The following is a 19743-nucleotide window of genomic DNA, read 5'->3' as shown; positions in this document are numbered from 1 at the left end:
ACCGGCAGAATGGGAAAATGGAATTATCGGCGGTGGCGCCGCGAAGTTGATGGGTACGTGCACCCGCCACGCTATGATCGGCGCCCCGAACAGCCCTCGGATGCCATTGCGATGAGATTCCGTCGTTGCCGGACCTTGTTCGTCGAGCCGGTCGAACGCCCGTCCTTCAACCTGCAGGAACTGCTGGCTGGTGGTACCGGCGTGCAGCTGCAGCCGGTCCTGCAGGTGCGTGCGGCGCACCTGCCGTCGGTGCAGGTGATCGACGCGGAAAGCTGTGCCTGGTTGCTGGCCTGCAGTGCCGAACAGTGGCAGCCGTTGCCGGAAGCAGCGGACGCGCGCGGTCGGGTGCTGTCATTGCTGCAGCAGGGCCTGCTGGTCAGCGATGATCCGGCCCACGCCAAGGCCTGCGCTGCCGAGCAGCGCCTGCGCGATAGTCACTGGTGGCCGCTGTCGGCGGTGCACTACCAGCAGTCGTGCTGGGACGAGGTGGACAGCGTGCAGGACATGGAGCAGCACCAGCTGGTGACCGCACGCGATCTGGTGCGCAGCTACGGCAGTCCGCCACCCGAGGCACCTCCGCGTATACATGGCGCGCAGGCACTGCCGTGCTACGAGGATGATCCGATGCAGTCGCAGCTGCAGGCACGGGCTACCTGCCGCAACTTCGATAGCGCGCGTGCGCTGCCGTTGCCACTGCTGGCGCGCGTGCTGCAGCAGGTGCTGATGGCACAGGCCGAGGTGGAAACCGATCCAGGTGTGCGGTTCCTGAAGAAGAACGTGCCTTCAGCCGGCAGCCTGCATCCGCTGGAGGCCTACTTGCTGGTACGCAACGTGGAGGGAATGGCCCCGGGGCTGTATCACTACCATGCGGTGGCGCACGAGCTGGGCCGGCTGCCGGCACAGCCACAGGACCTGGAGTCGCTGTGCCAGCGCTTGCTGGCCGGGCAGCATTGGTTCGCCGATGCACACGTGCTGCTGGTGCTGGTGTGCCGCTTCGAGCGCAACTTCTGGAAGTATCGGAACCATGCCAAGGCCTACCGCGCTGTCACGCTGGATGCAGGCCATGTTTCACAGGCACTGTATGCGTCGGCCACCGCACTGGGCCTGGGCGCTTTTGTTACAGCGGCCATCAATGAATCCGAGGCAGGGCGTGCGCTTGGCCTGCAGCCGATGGCCGAAGGTGCGTTGGCGATCTGCGGGCTGGGCTGGCGCAGTGGCACAAAGATCACCGCGGAGCTGGACCCGGATGGCCACGTGTGGCCGCGGGCGGACCCACGCGCAGGGAATGCCGATGCAGCCGGGCCCTAGGGCCCGGCGCGTCATCGTTCACGCCGCTTCGAAGTCCACCAGCACCGCACCGTCACCCACCTGATCGCCGGCCTTGGCGCGGTAGCCCTTCACCGTGCCGTCTGCCGGTGCCTGCAGGGTGTGCTCCATCTTCATCGCTTCCAGCACCACCAGCGGCGTGCCGCGCTTGACCTCGGTGCCGGCCGCGACCAGTGTCGCGACGATCTTGCCCGGCATCGGCGCCAGCAGGCTGCCGGCATCGGCCACGGCGTGGTCCGATTCGCCCACCTGATCGTGCAGGGTGAAGCGGTGCTGGCCATCGGCGCCGAACAGATACAGCTGGTCGCCTTCGCGCAGTAGCTGCAACGACCAGCGGCGCTCGCCCAGCTGCACGGTCAGATGCTGTGCATCGGCCGTGCCAAGCACCTGCACCGGCGCGGCGTCATCGCGCTGCACGCGCCAACCATCGGCCTGCGCCCACACCTTCAGTGTTTGCTTGCGTTCGCCCTGCTGCAGCGGCAGCACGCGCGGTGCCGATGCGCCGAGGCGCCAGCCGTCCTGAGCCTGCCACGGCGAATGCGGATCGCGCGCGTCGGTGCTGGCGCCGCCCGTGCTTGCAACCGCAGCCACAGCGGCCAGCAGCCACAGGGCATCATCCGTGTCGCCCACTGCACTCAATGCCGCCTGCTCGCGCTCGATCAGCGCGGTGTCCAGCTTGGCGTGCGCGAACGAATCGGTGTTGACCAGGCGACGCAGGAAACCGGAATTGGTGGTCACGCCCACCACCTGGCAATCGGCCAGCGCCTGGCTCATGCGGCGCAGTGCGGCATCGCGGTCCACGTCCCAGACGATCAGCTTGGCGATCATCGGGTCGTAGTACGGGGTGATGCTGTCGCCTTCCTCCACGCCGGTATCCACGCGCACATGGGCCGACGGGGTCGGCAGGCGCAGGCGGCGCAGGGTGCCGGTGGAGGGCAGGAAGCCCCGGTCGGCATCTTCGGCATACAAGCGCGCTTCGATGGCGTGGCCGTGGATCGCCAGCTGTTCCTGGCGCAGCGGCAGCGGCTGGCCCGAGGCCACGCGCAGCTGCCACTCCACCAGGTCGGTACCGGTGATGTACTCGGTCACCGGGTGCTCGACCTGCAGGCGGGTGTTCATTTCCATGAAGTAGAAATCGCCGTCCGGGCCGGCGATGAACTCCACCGTGCCGGCACCGACGTAGCCCACCGCGCGCGCGGCATCGACTGCCGCCTTGCCCATTGCAGCACGACGTTCTGCGCTCATGCCCGGCGCCGGCGCCTCTTCCAGCACCTTCTGGTGGCGGCGCTGCACCGAGCAGTCGCGCTCGAACAGGTAGACCGCCTCACCGTGGCTGTCGCCGAACACCTGGATCTCGATATGGCGTGGGCGCTCGACGTACTTCTCGACCAGCACATGGTCGTTGCCGAACGCCGAGGCCGCCTCGCGCTGGCAGCTGGCCAGTGCATCGACGAAGTCCTCGCTGCGCTCGACCTTGCGCATGCCCTTGCCACCGCCGCCGGCGCTGGCCTTGATCAGCACCGGGTAGCCGATGCCGTCGGCCTGTGCGCGCAGGAAGTCCGGCGCCTGCTGGTCGCCGTGATAGCCGGGGGTCAGCGGCACACCGGCCTTGGCCATCAGCGCCTTGGCCGCGCTCTTGTCGCCCATCGCGCGGATGGCGCTGGCCGGCGGCCCGATGAAGGTGATGCCGGCCGCCGCGCAGGCATCGGCGAAGTCGGCATTCTCGGACAGGAAGCCGTAACCGGGGTGGATCGCCTGCGCGCCGGTCAGGCGTGCGGCATCGAGCAGGGCATCACCGCGCAGGTAGCTCTCACGTGCGGCGGCAGGACCAATGTGGATGGCTTCGTCGGCCAAGCGCACGTGGCGGGCGTTGCGGTCGGCATCGGAATACACCGCCACGGTGGCGATGCCGAGGCGGCGGCAGGTGGCGATGACGCGACAGGCGATTTCGCCACGGTTGGCGATCAGGACTTTGGTGAACATGGCAACAGACTCGGTCATGGCACGGGTTACATGCGGAACACGCCGAAGCGCGTCTGCTGCGGGGCGGCGTTGAGGCTGGCCGACAGCGCCAGGGCGAGCACCCGGCGGGTGTCGGCCGGATCGATCACGCCGTCATCCCACAGGCGCGCGCTGGCGTAGTACGGATGGCCCTGCTGTTCGAACTGCTCGCGGATCGGTGCCTTGAACGCATCCTCTTCCGCCGCCGGCCACTGGCCGCCCTTGGCTTCGATGCCATCGCGCTTGACCGTGGCCAGCACGCTGGCGGCCTGTTCGCCGCCCATCACGCCGATGCGCGCGTTCGGCCACATCCACAGGAAGTTCGGCGAGTATGCGCGGCCGCACATGCCGTAGTTGCCGGCACCGAACGAACCACCGATGACCACGGTGAACTTGGGCACCTTGGCGCAGGCCACGGCCATCACCAGCTTGGCGCCGTCCTTGGCGATGCCGCCCTGTTCGTACTTGCGGCCGACCATGAAGCCGGTGATGTTCTGCAGGAACACCAGCGGGATGTTGCGCTGGGTGCACAGCTCGATGAAGTGTGCGCCCTTCAGTGCCGACTCGGAGAACAGGATGCCGTTGTTGGCGATGATGCCGATCGGGTAGCCGTTCAGATGCGCAAAGCCGGTCACCAGCGTTGCGCCGTAGCGCGGCTTGAATTCATCGAAACGCGAACCATCGACCAGGCGCGCGATCACTTCGCGCACGTCGTAGGGCTTGCGCGTATCGGCCGGGATCACCCCGTACAGGTCGTGTGCCGGCAACAGTGGTTCCTCGTTGGCCTGCACCGCCATCGCCGGCTCCGGCTTGCGCCAGTTCAACTGCGCGATGATCGCGCGCACCCGCGCCAGTGCCTGCAGGTCGTTGTCGGCCATGTGGTCGGCCACGCCGGAAATGCGCGTGTGCACATCGGCACCGCCGAGTTCCTCGGCCGTCACCACTTCACCGGTGGCCGCCTTCACCAGCGGTGGGCCGCCGAGGAAGATCGTGCCCTGCTCGCGCACGATCACCGTCTCATCGCTCATCGCCGGCACATAGGCGCCGCCGGCGGTGCAGCTACCCATCACGCAGGCAATCTGCGGGATGCCCTGCGCGGACAGGTTGGCTTGGTTGTAGAAGATGCGGCCGAAATGATCGCGGTCGGGGAACACCTCGTCCTGCAGCGGCAGGAAGGCGCCACCGGAATCGACCAGGTAGATGCAGGGCAGGTGGTTCTGCTCGGCGATCTCCTGCGCGCGCAGGTGCTTCTTCACCGTCATCGGGTAGTAGGTGCCGCCCTTCACCGTGGCGTCGTTGGCCACGATCACGCATTCCACGCCGCTGACGCGGCCGATGCCGGCCACCACGCCCGCGGCGGGCACGGCGTCTTCGTACATGCCGTGCGCGGCCAGCGGCGCGATTTCCAGGAAGGCGCTGCCGGGATCGAGCAGGGCGTCGATGCGGTCGCGCACCAGCAGCTTGCCGCGTGCGGTGTGCTTGGCGCGCGCGGCTTCGCTGCCGCCCAGCGCGGTGCGGGCGAGGGTGGCATGCAGGTCGTCGACCACGGCCTGCATGGCGGCGCGGTTGCATTCAAACGTTTCGCTGCCCGGTTGCAGCTGGCTGTTCAGGACGGTCATCGCGTTGGCCTTACAGGGTGCGCTGGAACAGTTCGCGGCCGATCAGCATGCGGCGGATCTCCGACGTGCCGGCGCCGATTTCATACAGCTTGGCGTCGCGCCACAAGCGGCCGGTCGGATATTCGTTGATGTAGCCGTTGCCGCCCAGGATCTGGATCGCCTGGCCGGTCAGCCAGGTGGCCTTCTCGGCGGCGTACAGAATGGCACCGGCGGCATCCTGGCGGGTGGTGCGGCCCTGGTCGCAGGCGCGCGCGACGGCATAGACGTAGGCGCGGCACGCGCCCAGGCCCACGTACATGTCGGCGATCTTGGCCTGGATCAGCTGGAAGCTGCCGATCGGTTCGCCGAACTGGTGGCGCTCGTGCACATAGGGCATGACCACGTCCATGGCCGCGGCCATCAGGCCCAGCGGGCCACCGGACAGCACCACGCGCTCGTAATCCAGGCCGGACATCAACACGCGCACGCCACCACCGACCTGGCCCAGCACGTTTTCTTCGGGAATCTCGCAGTCCTGGAACACCAGCTCGCAGGTGGGCGAGGAGCGCATGCCCAGCTTGTCCAGCTTCTGCGCGGTGGAGAAGCCCTTCATGCCCTTCTCGACCAGGAACGCGGTGATGCCCTTGGCACCCGCTTCCATGTCGGTCTTGGCATAGACCACCAGCACGTCGGCGTCCGGACCGTTGGTGATCCACATCTTGTTGCCGTTGAGCACGTAGCGGTCACCGCGCTTGTCGGCGCGCAGCTTCATCGACACCACGTCCGAACCGGCACCCGGCTCGCTCATCGCCAGCGCGCCGACCAGGCTGCCGTTGCACAGGCCGGGCAGGAAGCGCTGCTTCTGTTCTTCGTTGCCGTTCTTGCGCAGCTGGTTCACGCACAGGTTGGAGTGCGCGCCATAGGACAGGCCGATGCCGCCGGAGGCACGCGAGATTTCTTCCATCGCCACCACATGGGCCAGGTAACCCATGCCGGTGCCGCCGTATTCTTCTTCCACGGTGAGGCCGAGCAGGCCCTGTTCGCCCAGCTTCGGCCACAGGGCCAGCGGGAACTGGTTGCTGGCATCGGCCTCGGCGGCCAGCGGTGCGACCTCGGCGGCGGCAAAATGGGCCACGCTCTGGCGCAGCAGGTCGATGTCTTCGCCAAGGTCGAAGTTCAGGGATGGCACGTGCATTGTGGTGGCTCCACGGCGGGATGGCAGGAAATGGACGCACCCGGCGGGGGAGCGGGCGGCGGTCTGCAGGACCGCTGCCCGCACGGGCGATTGGACCCCAGCGTAGCGGGGTTCGGGTAAGAAGTGAATACAAATTCAAAAATTGAAACTAGAATCAAAACATGGCCTACAAACGCTCTGCACTGATGGAAGAACGCCTGGCCGGGGCCCGTGAACGGATCCTGCTGGCCACCCGTGAGCTGGTCGCCACCGGCGGCTGGCGCAATGCCCCGGTGACCGCCGTGGCGACCCAGGCGGGGGTGTCCACCGGCCTGATCTACCGGCACTTCCCGTCCAAGGCCGAGCTGTTCGTGGAGGTGCTCAACGCCGCGGTGGCCCACGAGGTCGCGATCATGGAGCGCATCGCCAGCGGCCCGGAGGTGGCCAGCGAGCGCCTGCGGTTGGCGATCACCGCCTTCGTCCGCCGCGCCCTGGCCGGGCCGGGGCTGGCGCATGCCTTCATCGTCGAACCGGTCGACCCGGACGTGGAAGCCGAGCGCATGCGTGGTCGTCGTGCCTTCGGCGACGTGTTCCTGCGGCTGGTGGAGGAGGGCGTGGCCGCCGGTGAGCTGCCAGCGCAGGACGCGCATGTGGCCGCCGCCTGCCTGGTCGGCGCCTTCACCGAGGCGATGGTCGGCCCGACCGCGCCCAGCCGCGAAGCACACCGCGACGAAGACGCACTGGTGGATGCGATCTGCAGCTTCTGCCTGCGCGCGATCGGCGCCCGGTAATCCGGTAGAGCCGGCCGCTGGCCGGCTTCTGCACGATCCATCCGGCGGGCTGGCGATGCCGGGCAGCGGCCGGCACTACCGGGTCCGAATGCTGCGCCGCACCAGCAGTGACGCCTGTTGTCGCACGCAAAGCGCGTTCTATACTCGGTCCATCACGCAGTCGCTCAGCCGTGGTCCAACGACTATCAGCCAGGGGTAACGAAGAGTGCGGAATTACGATCTGGAGTTCCTGAAACGCTTCTCCATGGTGATCGCGCTGCTGGCGACCATCACCCTCGGCCTCATCCTCCTTGCCGCTTACATCCACACCCGGATTCCGCCCGAGGTGTCGCCGACCGCGGCCAAGCGCACCGAACAGCGCATCTCGCCCACCGGCGCGGTCTATGCCGGCAGCACCGGCGCCGCCGCGCAGGCTGCGGCCAAGGCCGCCGCGCTGGCCAAGGCCGCCTCGCAGGTGGCCTACGGCGGCACCAAGGACGGCAAGGTCATCTTCGACAACCTGTGCACCGCCTGCCACACCACCGGCGTGGGCATGGCGCCGACGCTGGACCATTCGCACTGGGACAAGCGCATCGCACAGGGCAAGGACACTCTCTACAAGCACGCCATCGAGGGCTATACCGGTCCGGATGGCGGCATCATGCCGCCCAAGGGCGGCAACCCGGCGCTGACCGAGGAACAGATCCACGCCACCGTGGACTGGATGCTGGGCAACCTGAAGTAACCGGTAGTGCCGGCCGCTGGCCGGCAACCACGCATCGCACGAAGGTCATGAGGTTGCCGGCCCGCGGCCGGCACGACCCAGGCTTTGCCCACCAAGGTCAAAACCCTGCCCGCAGGCGGGGTTTCGCATTTCAGGGTTAGTCTGTGCGCCTCTTCCATGGAGTCGCCCGTCGATGCGCCGCCGTTCCCTCGCCCTTGCCCTGTCCCTGCTGCTGCCGGCCGGCGCCTTTGCCCAGGCCCAGCCGCAGGCCGCACCGGTCGCGTCGCCGTCCGCCGCGCGCAGCAGCGCCACCGTGGTGCTGACCGCCGCGCCGGCCGACTGGCGCGCGCTGGATGGCCAGCGCGTGCGCATCGCCGCACCGCTCACCCTGGCCGGTACCGATGGCCTGGAACGCTTCGGCCAGCTCACCGTGGCCTTCGATGGCCGCCTCTGGCAGCCGACCGAAGTGGCCGCGCCGGGTACTGCCGGCTATGAGCAGGTGATGGCCGACAACCAGCGCCGCCGCCTGCTGCTGGACGACGGCAGCGAAGCCCGCGACCCGGCCAGCGTGGCCTACTTGCCAGCCAACCCGGTGCTGCGCACCGGCATGCAGCTGCGCAATGTGGAAGGTGTCGTGCACGTGGACGCACAGGGCCGTCCGCGCCTGCAGGTCGAGGGTGCACTCACGTTGCCCGAGCTGAAGCGTCCGGCGGTGCCGACGGTGCCGGGCAGCCTGCATATCGCTGCATTCAACCTGGAGAACTTCTTCAATGGCGATGGCCAGGGCGGTGGCTTCCCGACCCTGCGCGGCGCGCGCACGCTGGAAGAGCACAAGGCGCAGGTCGGCAAGCTGGTGGCCACGGTCAACGCGCTCGGTGCCGACATCGCCGCGTTGATGGAACTGGAAAACGATGGCTATGGCCCGCAGTCGGCCATCGCCGAACTGGTCAGCGCCCTCAACGCCGGTCTTGCCGCCGACAAGCAGTGGGCCTTCGTCGATGCCGGCGAGGGGCCGGGCAGCAACCCGATCCGGGTTGGCATCATCTATCGCAGGAGCGCGTTCAAGCCGCTGGGCAAGCCGTTGACCAGAACCGACGGTCCGTTCGCCGAACACAGCCGCGCACCGCTGGCGCAGGCCTTCCAGGGCAAGGGCGCACCGTTCATGGTGGTCGCCAACCATTTCAAGTCCAAGGGCTGCCGTGATGCCAGCGGCGGCGATGCCGACCGCAACGATGGCCAGGGTTGCTGGAATGCCACCCGGGTGGAATCGGCAAAGCAGTTGAACCAGTGGGTGCAGGCCGAAGCTGGCCGCCTGAAGGTGAAGGACGTGGTGCTGCTGGGCGATTTCAACGCCTACGCGATGGAAGACCCGATCCGCACCCTGCATGACCTGGGCTGGCAGGACGCATTCAAGGTCGCCCAGGTCGAGCATCCTTACAGCTACGTCTACAACGGCTATACCGGCCGCCTCGACCATGCGCTGCTGAGCCCGGGCATGGCCCAGCGCCTGCGCGGTGCCGCCGAATGGCACAGCAACGCCGACGAGCAGGACGCCAGCGGCTATCAGGGCCGCAATGTGCAGGGCCCGTGGCGCAGCTCCGACCACGACCCGCTGTTGCTGGGTTTCGATAAATAACCCAGCGGTTGAGCATCCGCTTGGGTGTAGGCGCGTACATGGGGCGGCACTGATCCTGCTGTTGCTTTTGACCTTTCAGTCCGCCTTCAAGCGAGCCGAGGATCGCAGGTGAATCAGGGGCGAAGAGGCGCCGATGTCTGAGCGTAGCGAGTTCGGCGCCGTCCCCTGGTTCACCGAGAAGCGCAGGGTACCGGTGCACAGCACCGGCTCGCGGCTGGCGGAGCGTTTCTTTGGTTACTTTCTTTGCGCGCAAAGAAAGTGACACCTCTCCGGAGTTGCGGAAACGATTTGCCGGAAATGGTCCGTCGCAATCAAATGCTCAGCCCCAGGCAATCAACCCGATCGCCAGCACCGCCAGCGCCAGCCCGGCGCGGTTCCACCGGGTGGTGGCCTCGCCGAACGCGAACACGCCGACCAGCGCGCCCAGCACCACCACGCCGATGTTCATGCCGGCGAACACGGTGGCCGGGCTCTCCGGCATGGACTGATGCGCGTGCACATAGAAAAGAATGTTGCCGCCGTTGAGCAGGCCCAGCAGCGCGCCCGCACCGAGGTTGCGCCAGGCCAATCGGCTGCGGCCACTGGCGTGCCGCCACAGCTGAAGTGCCAGCATCAGCACGAAGGCCACGCTGAAGCTGGCCAGCACCGCCGCCATCGACGGCGTGCCGGACAGCGCCACCTGCTTGAGCAGCACGTCGACCACCGCGAACCCGGCCCAGACGCCCAGCAGCCAGCCCCAGCCGCCGGGTGAGGACGCCACCGCCGGGCCGCGCGGGCGCAGGCTGATCGCCACCATCGCCAGCAGGCCCAGGCCGAGACCGGCGAGCTTCCACGGCGTCGCAGTCTGGCCGAAGAACAGGAAGGCGGCGGCCAAAGACAGCAGCAACGACAAGCGCTGCGCCACGTCGCTGCGGACGATGCCGGCCACCGCCACCGCGCGGCCCAGCACCAGGAAGATCGATGGCAGCACCACCGCCAGTGCCAGCAGCGACAGCCACGGGGCATGTGGCGCGCGCAGTGCGTCCAGCGGCGGCTGCAGCACCACGGCGGTGAGCGTTGCCGCCACCAGATAGTTCCAGGTGACCATCTGCGAAACATCCAGCTGGCGGCGTCCGGCCACCTTCAACAACACCGAAACCAGCACGCTGCAGATCACGGCCAAGGACAGGTAGAGCATGGGGCGGGCACAGGGCAGGGGCAGGGGACGGTATCATGGTGCCATGCACAAGCCTTCGTTCCCCGTCGCCCCCGGCGAAACCGCCTGCCTCGAACTGGCCGGCCCGGCCGGCCCGCTGGAAGTGGTCGTCGACCTGCCCAAGGCCGATGTGCCGGCGCAGCCGATCGTGGCCATCATCTGCCATCCGCTGTCCACCGAAGGCGGCACCCTGCACAACAAGGTGGTCACCATGACCGCCACCACCCTGCGCGAGCTTGGCATCGCCACGGTACGCTTCAACTTCCGCAGCGTCGGCGCGTCGGCCGGTGAGTTCGACCATGGCGTGGGCGAGCAGGATGACCTGAAAGCCGTCGCCGCCTGGGTGCGCAGCCAGCGGCCCGACGACCGCCTGTGGCTGGCCGGTTTCAGCTTCGGCGCGTTCGTGTCGCTGAAGGCTGCTGCCGCGCTGCAGCCGGAAGCGCTGATCTCGATCGCACCGCCGGCCGGCCGCTGGGATTTCGATGGCATCGCGCCGCCGGCCCGCTGGCTGGTGATCCAGGGCGAGCAGGACGAGATCGTCGACCCGCAGGCCGTCTACCAGTGGCTGGACACGCTGGACGTCCCGCATGAGCTGGTGCGCATGCCCGAGACCAGCCATTTCTTCCACCGCAAGCTGATCGACCTGCGCGGCGCGCTGACCCACGGCGTCAAGCACTGGCTGGGCGCAGCGGCATGAGTGCAACCGAGCTGACCCCGTCGCAGCGGTACGCGGAAGGGGTTGCCCGTGGCGACTGGCAGAACGACCCGGCCCAGCACGCAGCGCTGGCCGAACTGGACCGCATCCACCTGGGCCTGGTCGACAGCGCCGAAGACGGCTGGCTGGACCGCCTGTCCTCGTTCTGGAAGAAGCCCGAGCCGGTGAAGGGTCTGTACTTCTGGGGCGGCGTCGGCCGTGGCAAGACGTTCCTGGTCGACCTGTTCTACGACGGCCTGCCGATCAAACAGAAGTACCGCACCCACTTCCATCGCTTCATGCGCAGTGTCCACGAGCGCCTGCGCGAGCACCAGGGGCAGAGCGACCCGCTGGCGAAGATCGCCCAAGAGTGGCGCAGCAACCTGCGCGTGCTGGTGCTGGACGAGTTCTTCGTCACCGACATCGGCGATGCGATGCTGCTGGCACGCCTGCTGGAGCGCCTGTTCGCCGAAGGCGTTACCCTGGTGACCACCTCCAACACGGCGGTGGAGAACCTGTACCTCAACGGTCTGCAGCGTGAGAGCTTCATGCCGGCCATCGGCCTGCTGCAGCGCTTCTGCGTCGAGCTGTACGCCGAGGGCACCGAGGATTACCGGATGCGTGCGCTGACCCGCTCGCCGGTGTACCGCGCACCGTTGGCCGCCGACAGTGATGAGTGGCTGGCCACGCGCTGGAACGAACTGAGCGGCGGCCAGCCGGCCAAGCCCGGCAACATCGAGATCGAAGGCCGCAAGATCCCGGTGCGCGGCCGTGGCAAGAGCATTGCCTGGTTCGATTTCGCCGCGTTGTGCGAAGGCCCGCGTGGCCCGTCGGACTACATCGAGATCGCCCACGAGTTCAACACCGTGCTGCTGGGCGGCATTCCTGCCTTCGATCGCCTGAACGAAGATGCCGCGCGCCGCTTCGTCAACCTGATCGACGAGCTGTACGACCGCCACGTCAACCTGGTCTGCACCGCCAGTACCTCGCCGATCGAGCTGTACACCGGCCAGCGCCTGCAGGGCGCGTTCGAGCGCACCGCCTCGCGCCTGATCGAGATGCAGAGCGCCGAGTACCTGGGTACCCCGCACCGGGCGTGAGGGCGCCACCCAGGTAAATGCGTTGCCGGCCAGGGTTCCGGTAGTACCGGCCGCTGGCCGGCATCCGCCGCGCGGTTACCGGGTCGGCACCACCGCATTCCCACGCGGCCGCTCATCCGGCCCGGCCGACACATGCAGGCCCGAGCCATCGCCGTGCTCCACCCGCACGCTCTCGCCGCGCTCCAGCAGCCGCAGCGGTTGGCCTTGGTAGCGCACTTCCAGCGCGTCGTGGGTGTCGGCCAGCGACTGCACCAGCGGGCACAGCGCCTGCGCGCGGGCCTCGATGCGCTCGGCGCGGCCTTCCAGCTGCTGTTCCATCTGCGCGTCCAGGCGGTCGGCGCGTTCTTCCATCGCATCGCTGCGGCCGGTGAACACCTGCCACAGCACGCTGCGGGCGATGGACGCGGACAGCGACTCGGCCATGTCCTGCACCTTGGCCTCGAAGCCCGGCCCGAACACTGCCTGTTCCCAGTAACCCTTGCCCAGCGTGCCGCCGATCCAGTCATCGGCCTGCCGGCGCAGGCGCCGGACCTTGCGGCTGTTGGCGGTGCCGGTGAGGCTCTCATAGACCCCGTCGAGCACGTCGAAGCTCAGCCCACTCACTTCATGGGCCAGCGCGGTGGCCGCCGGCATCAGCTGCCGCGCCCCGGCCTCCATCTGCCGCAGGCGGGCGGCGTCGGCCTCGCTGACCGGCACGATCGTGTCGTCCAGGCTCAGCACGCCATCGTGGAACACCACTTCATGCGGCGCCTGCGGGCCATGCCGCAGCCAGATGCCGCCGCTGTCCACCAGCACGTCGTAGTCGGTATGGATGCCGCACTGGTCCGAACGCAGGTCCGGCCCTTCGGCGGCCAGCGCCGGGGCAATGAACAGGGCAGGCAGCAGGGCCAGCGCGGGCAACCGCAGGTGCATCGGAGCATCCTTTTCCGGGAGCGAGCGGCCAGCATCCGCTGCCAGCGCGCGGGCGTCACCGGCCGGAAGTCACCCGTCCACCGGATTCCCACCGGCTGCCCACCAGCTATCCACAGGGTTGTCCCTAGCCAGTTTCATCACTGTCATGTGAAGCTGTCATTGTTCCGTTTTCGCGGTGCGTTGTACCACCGCGATGACGCCTTTCGGGCTTGACTGCGCAGCCCGTTCCGGCAGGTCTGAAGCGTCTGATCCGGGCGCCGATGGCACGATCCTTGCGGCGCAAGGGATTGCCGAATTTCACTACATTTGGCGTTGACGGACCCCATTACCCCCACTATCTTGTGGCCGTCGGTCGCAGCAACCCCAATTCAAGGGGGTGCCCGGGGTACCCATCCGCGATCGTCAACGGTAGTGGCAGGCGCAGGGTCTCATCCCCTGCGACGCCGTCCTGCCATCCTGGGCTGTCATGTCCCGGGCTGCGTCACCCGATGCATCGAGCACCCACCAATCACGCCAAGAGGACACACGCCGTGACCACCGAATCCAGCGCCACCATCGAGAAGGAAAGCGAATTCCTGTTGACGTCGCCGCCGACGGCCAACGCGATGAGTGTGACCAAGCGCAATGGCACGACCGAACTGGTGGACCTGAACAAGATCGTGCGCGCGGTGCAGCGTTCCTCCGAAGGCCTGCACGCCGTCGATCCGATGCGCGTGGCCACCCGCACCATTTCCGGCCTGTACAACGGCGCCACCACCCGCGAGCTGGACGAACTGTCCATCCGCACCGCCGCCCTGCTGATCGGTGAAGAGCCCGAGTACGGCCGCCTCGCTGCGCGCCTGCTGGCCAACTACATCGCCAAGGAAGTCTCGGGCCAGGAAATCTACGCCTTCTCGCAGTCGGTCAGCCGTGGCCATGAAGTCGGCCTGATCAACGACCGCCTGCTGAACTTCGTGCAGACCAACGCGCGCAAGCTCAACGATGCCATCGACATCTCGCTGGACCTGAACTTCGATTACTTCGGCCTGCGTACCCTGTACGACCGTTACCTGCTGCGCCATCCGCACACCCGCAAGGTGATCGAGACCCCGCAGCAGTTCTTCCTGCGCATTGCCAGCGCGCTGAGCGAGGATGTGTCCGAGACCCTGGCGCTGTACAAGCGCATGGGCAACCTGGACTACCTGCCGTCCAGCCCGACCCTGTTCAATTCCGGCACCACCCACGAGCAGCTGTCCTCGTGCTTCCTGCTGGATTCGCCGCAGGACTCGCTGGAGTCGATCTATTCCAAGTACGGCGACATCGCCCAGCTGTCGAAGTTCTCCGGCGGCATCGGCGTCAGCTACACCCGCGTGCGTTCGCGTGGTTCGCTGATCAAGTCGACCAACGGCCACTCCAACGGCATCGTGCCGTGGCTGAAGACCATGGATTCGTCCGTGGCCGCGGTGAACCAGGGCGGCAAGCGCAAGGGCGCAGCCTGCGTCTACCTGGAAACCTGGCACGCCGACGTCGAGGACTTCCTCGAGCTGCGTGACAACACCGGTGACGAAGCCCGCCGTGCGCACAACCTGAACCTGGCCAACTGGGTGCCGGACCTGTTCATGAAGCGCGTCGAGGCCGACCAGGAATGGTCGCTGTTCGATCCGCGCGTCGTGCCGGAGTTCACCGACCTGTTCGGCGAAGCCTTCGAGCAGGCCTACCTGCAGGCCGAAGCCCAGGGCAAGGCCAACCGCACCATCTCCGCGCGCAAGCTGTACGCCCGCATGATGCGTACGCTGGCCGAGACCGGCAACGGCTGGATGACCTTCAAGGACAAGTGCAACCGCGCCAGCAACCAGACCCTGCGTCCGGGCAACGTGATCCACCTGTCGAACCTGTGCACCGAAATCCTGGAAGTCACCTCCAACGATGAAACCGCGGTGTGCAACCTGGGTTCGATCAACCTGGGCAACCACTTCGACGAGCACAACGAGTTCGACTTCGAGAAGCTGGCCGAGACCGTGCGCCTGGCCGTGCGCCAGCTCGACCGCGTCATCGACCTGAACTTCTACCCGATCGAAACCGCCCGCCGCGCCAACCTGCGCTGGCGTCCGGTCGGCCTGGGCTGCATGGGCCTGCAGGACGTGTTCTTCCGCAAGCGCCTGCCGTTCGACAGCGCCGAAGCCCGCGCCCTGTCGAAGAAGATCGCCGAAGCGATCTACTTCCACGCGCTGGAAACCTCCTGCGAGCTGGCCCAGGAACGCGGCAAGCACCCGTCGTTCAACGACACCCGCGCCGCCGGTGGCGAACTGCAGTTCGACGCCTGGAACGTGGTGCCGGAAGACACCGCGCGCTGGGATGCCCTGCGTGCCCGCATCAAGGAGCATGGCCTGCGCAACTCGCTGATGATCGCGATTGCACCGACCGCCACCATCGCCTCGATCGCCGGCTGCTACGAGTGCGTCGAGCCGCAGGTGTCCAACCTGTTCAAGCGCGAGACCCTGTCCGGTGACTTCCTGCAGGTCAACCGCTACCTGGTGAACGAGCTGAAGAAGCTGGGCCTGTGGACCGCCGACATGCGCGATGCCATCAAGCTGGCCGAAGGCTCCATCGCCGGCGTGGCGCAGATTCCGGAAACGCTGCGCGAGGTCTACCGCACCGCGTGGGAACTGCCGATGCGTTCGCTGATCGACATGGCCGCCGAGCGTGGTGCCTTCATCGACCAGTCGGCCTCGCTCAACCTGTTCATGGAAAGCCCGAACATCGGCGCGATGTCTTCCATGTACATGTATGCCTGGAAGCAGGGCATCAAGACCACCTACTACCTGCGTTCGCGCCCGGCCACCAAGATCGCCAAGACCACGGTGAGCAGCGCAGCCCCGGCCAAGGTGTTCAGCCCGGACGAAGCCATCGCCTGCTCGCTGGAAAACCCGGAAGCCTGCGAGGCCTGCCAGTAATCAATCTGATTTGGAGGTTCGATCATGTCGTGGAATCTTAGAAAGAAGCCCACTGGCGTTAAGAAGATCCGTCCGATTCAACCAATCAAACCGATCAAGCCCATCAAGGCGATCCAACCACTGAGGCCGATCAAGCCGATTGCTCCACTTGGTTATACCTATTACTGGAAGCCAGATAAGTGAGAGTTGGAGTGGTGGAGACTTGTTGAGAGCTTTGGCACAAGGATGTGCCTTTGTGATCTCGTTGAGAATTCTTCACGAAAATCGTTTAGTACTTATTGTCTAACGATCTGAGTGCAAATCTGAGTAAAGGAAACACCCATGGCCGACAAGCCCAAGCAGATGCTGCTCGATCCCGGTTTTGAACTGACCCTGCGCCCGATGCGCTACCCGCAGTTCTATGACATGTACCGGAATGCGATCAAGAACACCTGGACGGTGGAAGAGATCAACTTCCAGATCGACATCACCGACCTGCACAGCAAGATGTCGCCGGGTGAGCGCCACCTGATCCACCGCCTGGTCGCGTTCTTCGCCACCGGCGACTCGATCGTCTCCAACAACCTGGTGCTGAACCTGTACCAGCACTTGAATGCGCCGGAAGCGCGCATGTACCTGTCGCGCCAGCTGTATGAAGAAGCGCTGCACGTGCAGTTCTACCTGACCCTGCTCGACAACTACCTGCCGGATCCGGAAGAGCGCGTCAAAGCCTTCGCCGCGGTGGAGAACATCGACTCGATCAAGAAGAAGGCCGATTTCTGCTTCAAGTGGATCGACTCGATCCAGGACCTGAAGCGCATCGAGACCCGTGCCGAGCGCCGCCAGTTCCTGCTCAACCAGATCTGCTTCGCTGCGTGCATCGAAGGCCTGTTCTTCTTTGCTGCCTTCGCCTACGTGTACTACTTCCGTTCGCGCGGCCTGCTGCCGGGCCTGGCCTCGGGCACCAACTGGGTGTTCCGCGACGAGAGCGCGCACATGGAGTTCGCGTTCGAGTCGGTGCGCGTGGTGCGTGAGGAAGAACCGGACCTGTTCGACGACGAGATGAAGCAGCAGGTCTACGACATGCTGGCCGAAGCCATCGAATGCGAAGTGCAGTTCGCCGAGGACGTGCTGTCCGGTGGCGTGGCCGGCATCTCGACCCGCGACATGCGCCAGTACCTGCAGCACTGTGCCGACCAGCACTTTGCCAAGCTGGGCATGGAAAAGAAGTACAACGTGCGCAACCCGCTGCCGTTCATGGAATTGCAGGACGTGCAGGAGCTGACCAACTTCTTCGAACGCCGCGTCTCGGCCTACCAGGTCGGCGTGCAGGGCGAAGTCGCCTTCGACATGAACTTCTGATCGAACCGGTCAGGCCTGTCGCAACGAGAAACCCCGGCCAGCGCCGGGGTTTCTTGTTGGTAGCGCCGGGCCATGTCCGGCGGAGCCTGCCTGGTGCTACCGGCCGTCATGCTGCACGCGGGCCTTTGTAGAGTCGAGCTGGCTCGACTGCCGTTCGCGCAAAGCGGTCGAGCAAGCTCGACTCTACAATCAGCGTCGCCCTTCCACCGCCATGCGTACCGCCAGCCCGGCCAGCACCGTGCCCATCAGCCAGCGCTGCACCACCTGCCAGGTCGGGCGCGCGGCCAGGAAACCGGCGATGCTGCCAGCGGTCAGCGCAATCATGCCGTTCACGGTCACACTCACCGCGATCTGGGTGGAGCCCAGCACGATCGACTGCATCAGCACACTGCCCTCGCCGTCCGGATGCAGGAACTGCGGCAGCAGCGACAGGTACATCACCGCCACTTTCGGGTTCAGCAGGTTGGTCAGGAAGCCCATCGTGAACAGCTTGCGCGGGCTGTCCTGCGGCAGTTCGCGCACCGCGAACGGTGAGCGGCCACCGGGCTTGAGCGCCTGCCAGGCAAGGTACAGCAGGTACAGCGCGCCGCCGATGCGCAGCGCGTCGTAGGCGAACGGCACGATCATCAGCAGGGCGGTGATGCCCAGTGCCGCACACAGCATGTAGAACACGAAGCCCAGCGCCACCCCGCCCAGCGAGATCAGGCCTGCCATCGGCCCCTGGCAGATCGAGCGTGAGATCAGGTAGATCATGTTCGGCCCGGGCGTGAGCACCATGGCCAGTGAAACCAGCGCGAAGGCCAGCAGGTCGGAAGTGGCGGGCATGGGCGGTCCTGGCAGTGGGCGTGGCGCAGTGTAACGCCTGCCGCAGGCGCGGCCTGCGCAGGCACCGCTGCCGGGTGACCGTTGCACGTGCATTCCGATGGCCATCACTCCGGTCGCTTAGAATCCGCAGCACCCCACACCGAAGCCCCCCCCCATGACCCCCATCCCCGAGACCGTGCCGCCCACCGAAGTGCGCATGGCCGAAATCGTCTTTCCCAACCACACCAACCACCTTGGCACCCTGTTCGGTGGCCAGGCGCTGGCGTGGATGGACAAGGCCGCCTTCCTGGCCGCCGCCCGTTACTCGCGCCGCACCGTGGTGACCGCGCGCAGCGACCAGGTCGACTTCAAGCTGCCGATCCGCATCGGCCAGATGGTGGAAACCATCGGCCGCATCGTCGAAGTCGGCCGCAGCTCGATGAAGGTGGAGGTGGAACTGGTCGCCGAGGACCTGCACAGCGGCGAGCGCAAGCTGTGCACCCGCGGCCACTTCGTGATGATCGCGCTGGACGAGGAAGGCCACCCGATCGCGGTACCGCCGCTGCCGGCGGCCTGACCCGGCCAACGGACCGGTGCTTGCGGGGGCGCCACGGCGCCCCCATCTGGCAGCCATGACCCTGCCACTGACCGACTTCATCGACCGTGCCCAGCGCCTGTTCGTGCTGACCGGCGCCGGCTGCAGCACCGCCTCGGGCATTCCCGATTACCGGGATGCCGACGGCCAGTGGAAACGCACGCCGCCGGTGACCTACCAGGCCTTCATGGGCGAGGCGGCCACCCGCCAGCGCTACTGGGCGCGCAGCCTGCTCGGCTGGCCGCGCTTCGGCCTGGCCCGGCCCAACGGCACCCACCAGGCCCTGGCCGCGCTGGAAAGCCGCGGCAAGCTGCAGGTGCTGCTGACCCAGAACGTGGACGGCCTGCACCAGCGTGCCGGCAGCCACAACGTGATCGACCTGCATGGCCGCTTGGATCTGGTGCGCTGCATGGGCTGTGAGCGTCGCAGCGATCGTGAAGGCTTCCAGCAGCGCCTGCTGGACGCCAATCCCGGCTGGGACGCGCTGGAGGCAGGCATCGCGCCCGATGGTGATGCCGATCTGGAGACCGATTTCTCCGCGTTCGCGGTGCCCGAGTGCCCGTATTGCGGCGGCCTGTTGAAGCCGGATGTGGTGTTCTTCGGCGAAAACGTGCCGCGGGAGCGCGTGCAGGCGGTGCAGGAGCACCTGCAGCAGGCCGACGCCGTGCTGGTGGTGGGTTCATCGCTGATGGTCTATTCCGGCTTCCGCTTCGTGCAGGCGGCGGCCAGGGCAGGGCTGCCGGTGGCGGCGTTGAACCGTGGCCGCACCCGCGCCGACGACCTGCTGCAGTTCAAGGATGAACGGGACTGCGCCGAGGCGCTGGCCGCGTGGGCTTCGTCCTGAGCCGAGCACGCGCTCGGCTGCACGCCCACCGCGAAACAGCGATCCATCCAGACGGTTGATTCGCAGGCCGTGCGGCGGTGCAATACGCACCCCCTA

Annotated in this window: 17 protein-coding genes; 11 read left to right on the top strand and 6 right to left on the bottom strand. The window is 66.8% G+C overall.

Annotated elements, in window-relative coordinates; translation table 11 throughout:
- Positions 1-111: 111 nt before the first annotated feature.
- Entirely contained in the window at positions 112-1308 is a 1197-nt protein-coding gene (locus tag N7573_RS11800; protein WP_182267048.1) for a putative peptide maturation dehydrogenase, read from the top strand.
- Positions 1309-1326: 18 nt separating this feature from the next.
- On the opposite strand, the gene N7573_RS11795 is transcribed toward N7573_RS11800, so the two are convergent.
- Genes N7573_RS11795 through N7573_RS11785 form a run of 3 tightly spaced genes read right to left on the bottom strand, consistent with a single transcriptional unit; the run spans position 1327 to position 6120 of the window.
- Positions 1327-3309, bottom strand: a complete 1983-nt coding sequence (locus N7573_RS11795; protein ID WP_279911994.1) for an acetyl/propionyl/methylcrotonyl-CoA carboxylase subunit alpha — start codon at positions 3307-3309, stop codon at positions 1327-1329.
- A 26-nt stretch (positions 3310-3335) separates the two neighbouring features.
- A complete protein-coding gene (locus N7573_RS11790; protein WP_279911993.1) occupies positions 3336-4946 on the bottom strand; it encodes a carboxyl transferase domain-containing protein in 1611 nt (536 codons plus the stop codon).
- A gap of 10 nt (positions 4947-4956) precedes the next feature.
- A complete protein-coding gene (locus tag N7573_RS11785) occupies positions 4957-6120 on the bottom strand; it encodes an isovaleryl-CoA dehydrogenase (protein WP_014645571.1) in 1164 nt (387 codons plus the stop codon).
- A gap of 161 nt (positions 6121-6281) precedes the next feature.
- On the opposite strand from N7573_RS11785, the gene N7573_RS11780 reads away from it, so the two are divergent.
- The 3 genes from N7573_RS11780 to N7573_RS11770 all read left to right on the top strand — a co-directional run bounded on the left by N7573_RS11780 (position 6282) and on the right by N7573_RS11770 (position 9229).
- Entirely contained in the window at positions 6282-6890 is a 609-nt protein-coding gene (locus N7573_RS11780; RefSeq protein WP_005407661.1) for a TetR/AcrR family transcriptional regulator, read from the top strand.
- A gap of 205 nt (positions 6891-7095) precedes the next feature.
- Positions 7096-7614 (top strand): c-type cytochrome, encoded by a 519-nt coding sequence (locus N7573_RS11775; RefSeq protein WP_005407662.1) that lies wholly within the window; start codon positions 7096-7098, stop codon positions 7612-7614.
- A gap of 172 nt (positions 7615-7786) precedes the next feature.
- Positions 7787-9229, top strand: coding sequence for an ExeM/NucH family extracellular endonuclease (locus tag N7573_RS11770; RefSeq protein WP_279911992.1), 1443 nt, complete (start codon positions 7787-7789; stop codon positions 9227-9229).
- A gap of 319 nt (positions 9230-9548) precedes the next feature.
- On the opposite strand, the gene N7573_RS11765 is transcribed toward N7573_RS11770, so the two are convergent.
- Positions 9549-10406, bottom strand: coding sequence for an EamA/RhaT family transporter (locus tag N7573_RS11765; protein WP_279911991.1), 858 nt, complete (start codon positions 10404-10406; stop codon positions 9549-9551).
- Positions 10407-10449: 43 nt separating this feature from the next.
- On the opposite strand from N7573_RS11765, the gene N7573_RS11760 reads away from it, so the two are divergent.
- Together N7573_RS11760 and zapE are read left to right on the top strand one after the other, a co-directional pair.
- A complete protein-coding gene (locus tag N7573_RS11760) occupies positions 10450-11121 on the top strand; it encodes a CocE/NonD family hydrolase (protein ID WP_180844599.1) in 672 nt (223 codons plus the stop codon).
- Positions 11118-12218, top strand: a complete 1101-nt coding sequence (gene zapE / locus N7573_RS11755; protein ID WP_125895454.1) for a cell division protein ZapE — start codon at positions 11118-11120, stop codon at positions 12216-12218. Before N7573_RS11760 ends, zapE begins: the two co-directional genes overlap by 4 nt.
- Positions 12219-12293: 75 nt before the next feature.
- Here zapE and N7573_RS11750 read toward each other — a convergent pair whose 3' ends face one another.
- Positions 12294-13130, bottom strand: coding sequence for a DUF2884 family protein (locus tag N7573_RS11750; RefSeq protein ID WP_279911990.1), 837 nt, complete (start codon positions 13128-13130; stop codon positions 12294-12296).
- Positions 13131-13660: 530 nt separating this feature from the next.
- On the opposite strand from N7573_RS11750, the gene N7573_RS11745 reads away from it, so the two are divergent.
- From N7573_RS11745 to N7573_RS11735, 3 genes are all read left to right on the top strand, one after another.
- A complete protein-coding gene (locus N7573_RS11745) occupies positions 13661-16063 on the top strand; it encodes a ribonucleoside-diphosphate reductase subunit alpha (RefSeq protein ID WP_032128210.1) in 2403 nt (800 codons plus the stop codon).
- 24 nt (positions 16064-16087) lie between these two features.
- Positions 16088-16246, top strand: a complete 159-nt coding sequence (locus N7573_RS11740) for a hypothetical protein (protein ID WP_185749974.1) — start codon at positions 16088-16090, stop codon at positions 16244-16246.
- A 138-nt stretch (positions 16247-16384) separates the two neighbouring features.
- Positions 16385-17404 (top strand): ribonucleotide-diphosphate reductase subunit beta, encoded by a 1020-nt coding sequence (locus N7573_RS11735; protein ID WP_008264781.1) that lies wholly within the window; start codon positions 16385-16387, stop codon positions 17402-17404.
- A 189-nt stretch (positions 17405-17593) separates the two neighbouring features.
- Here the strand turns inward: N7573_RS11735 and N7573_RS11730 are convergent, their stop codons facing one another.
- The gene (locus tag N7573_RS11730) at positions 17594-18229 is read right to left on the bottom strand and encodes a LysE family translocator (protein WP_279911989.1); all 636 of its coding nucleotides are present in this window, start codon (positions 18227-18229) and stop codon (positions 17594-17596) included.
- A gap of 154 nt (positions 18230-18383) precedes the next feature.
- Between N7573_RS11730 and N7573_RS11725 the strand changes: the two genes are divergently transcribed.
- Positions 18384-18785 (top strand): acyl-CoA thioesterase, encoded by a 402-nt coding sequence (locus N7573_RS11725; protein ID WP_004153688.1) that lies wholly within the window; start codon positions 18384-18386, stop codon positions 18783-18785.
- A gap of 55 nt (positions 18786-18840) precedes the next feature.
- On the top strand, positions 18841-19647 hold the full coding sequence (locus tag N7573_RS11720; protein ID WP_279911988.1) for an NAD-dependent protein deacetylase: 807 nt from the start codon (positions 18841-18843) through the stop codon (positions 19645-19647).
- Positions 19648-19743 lie beyond the last annotated feature (96 nt).

This window comes from Stenotrophomonas sp. GD04054 (assembly GCF_029836955.1).
Classification (GTDB): domain Bacteria; phylum Pseudomonadota; class Gammaproteobacteria; order Xanthomonadales; family Xanthomonadaceae; genus Stenotrophomonas; species Stenotrophomonas maltophilia_A.
Note: the sequence above shows the minus strand (reverse complement) of the source record. Positions and strands in the feature narration are given on the sequence as shown.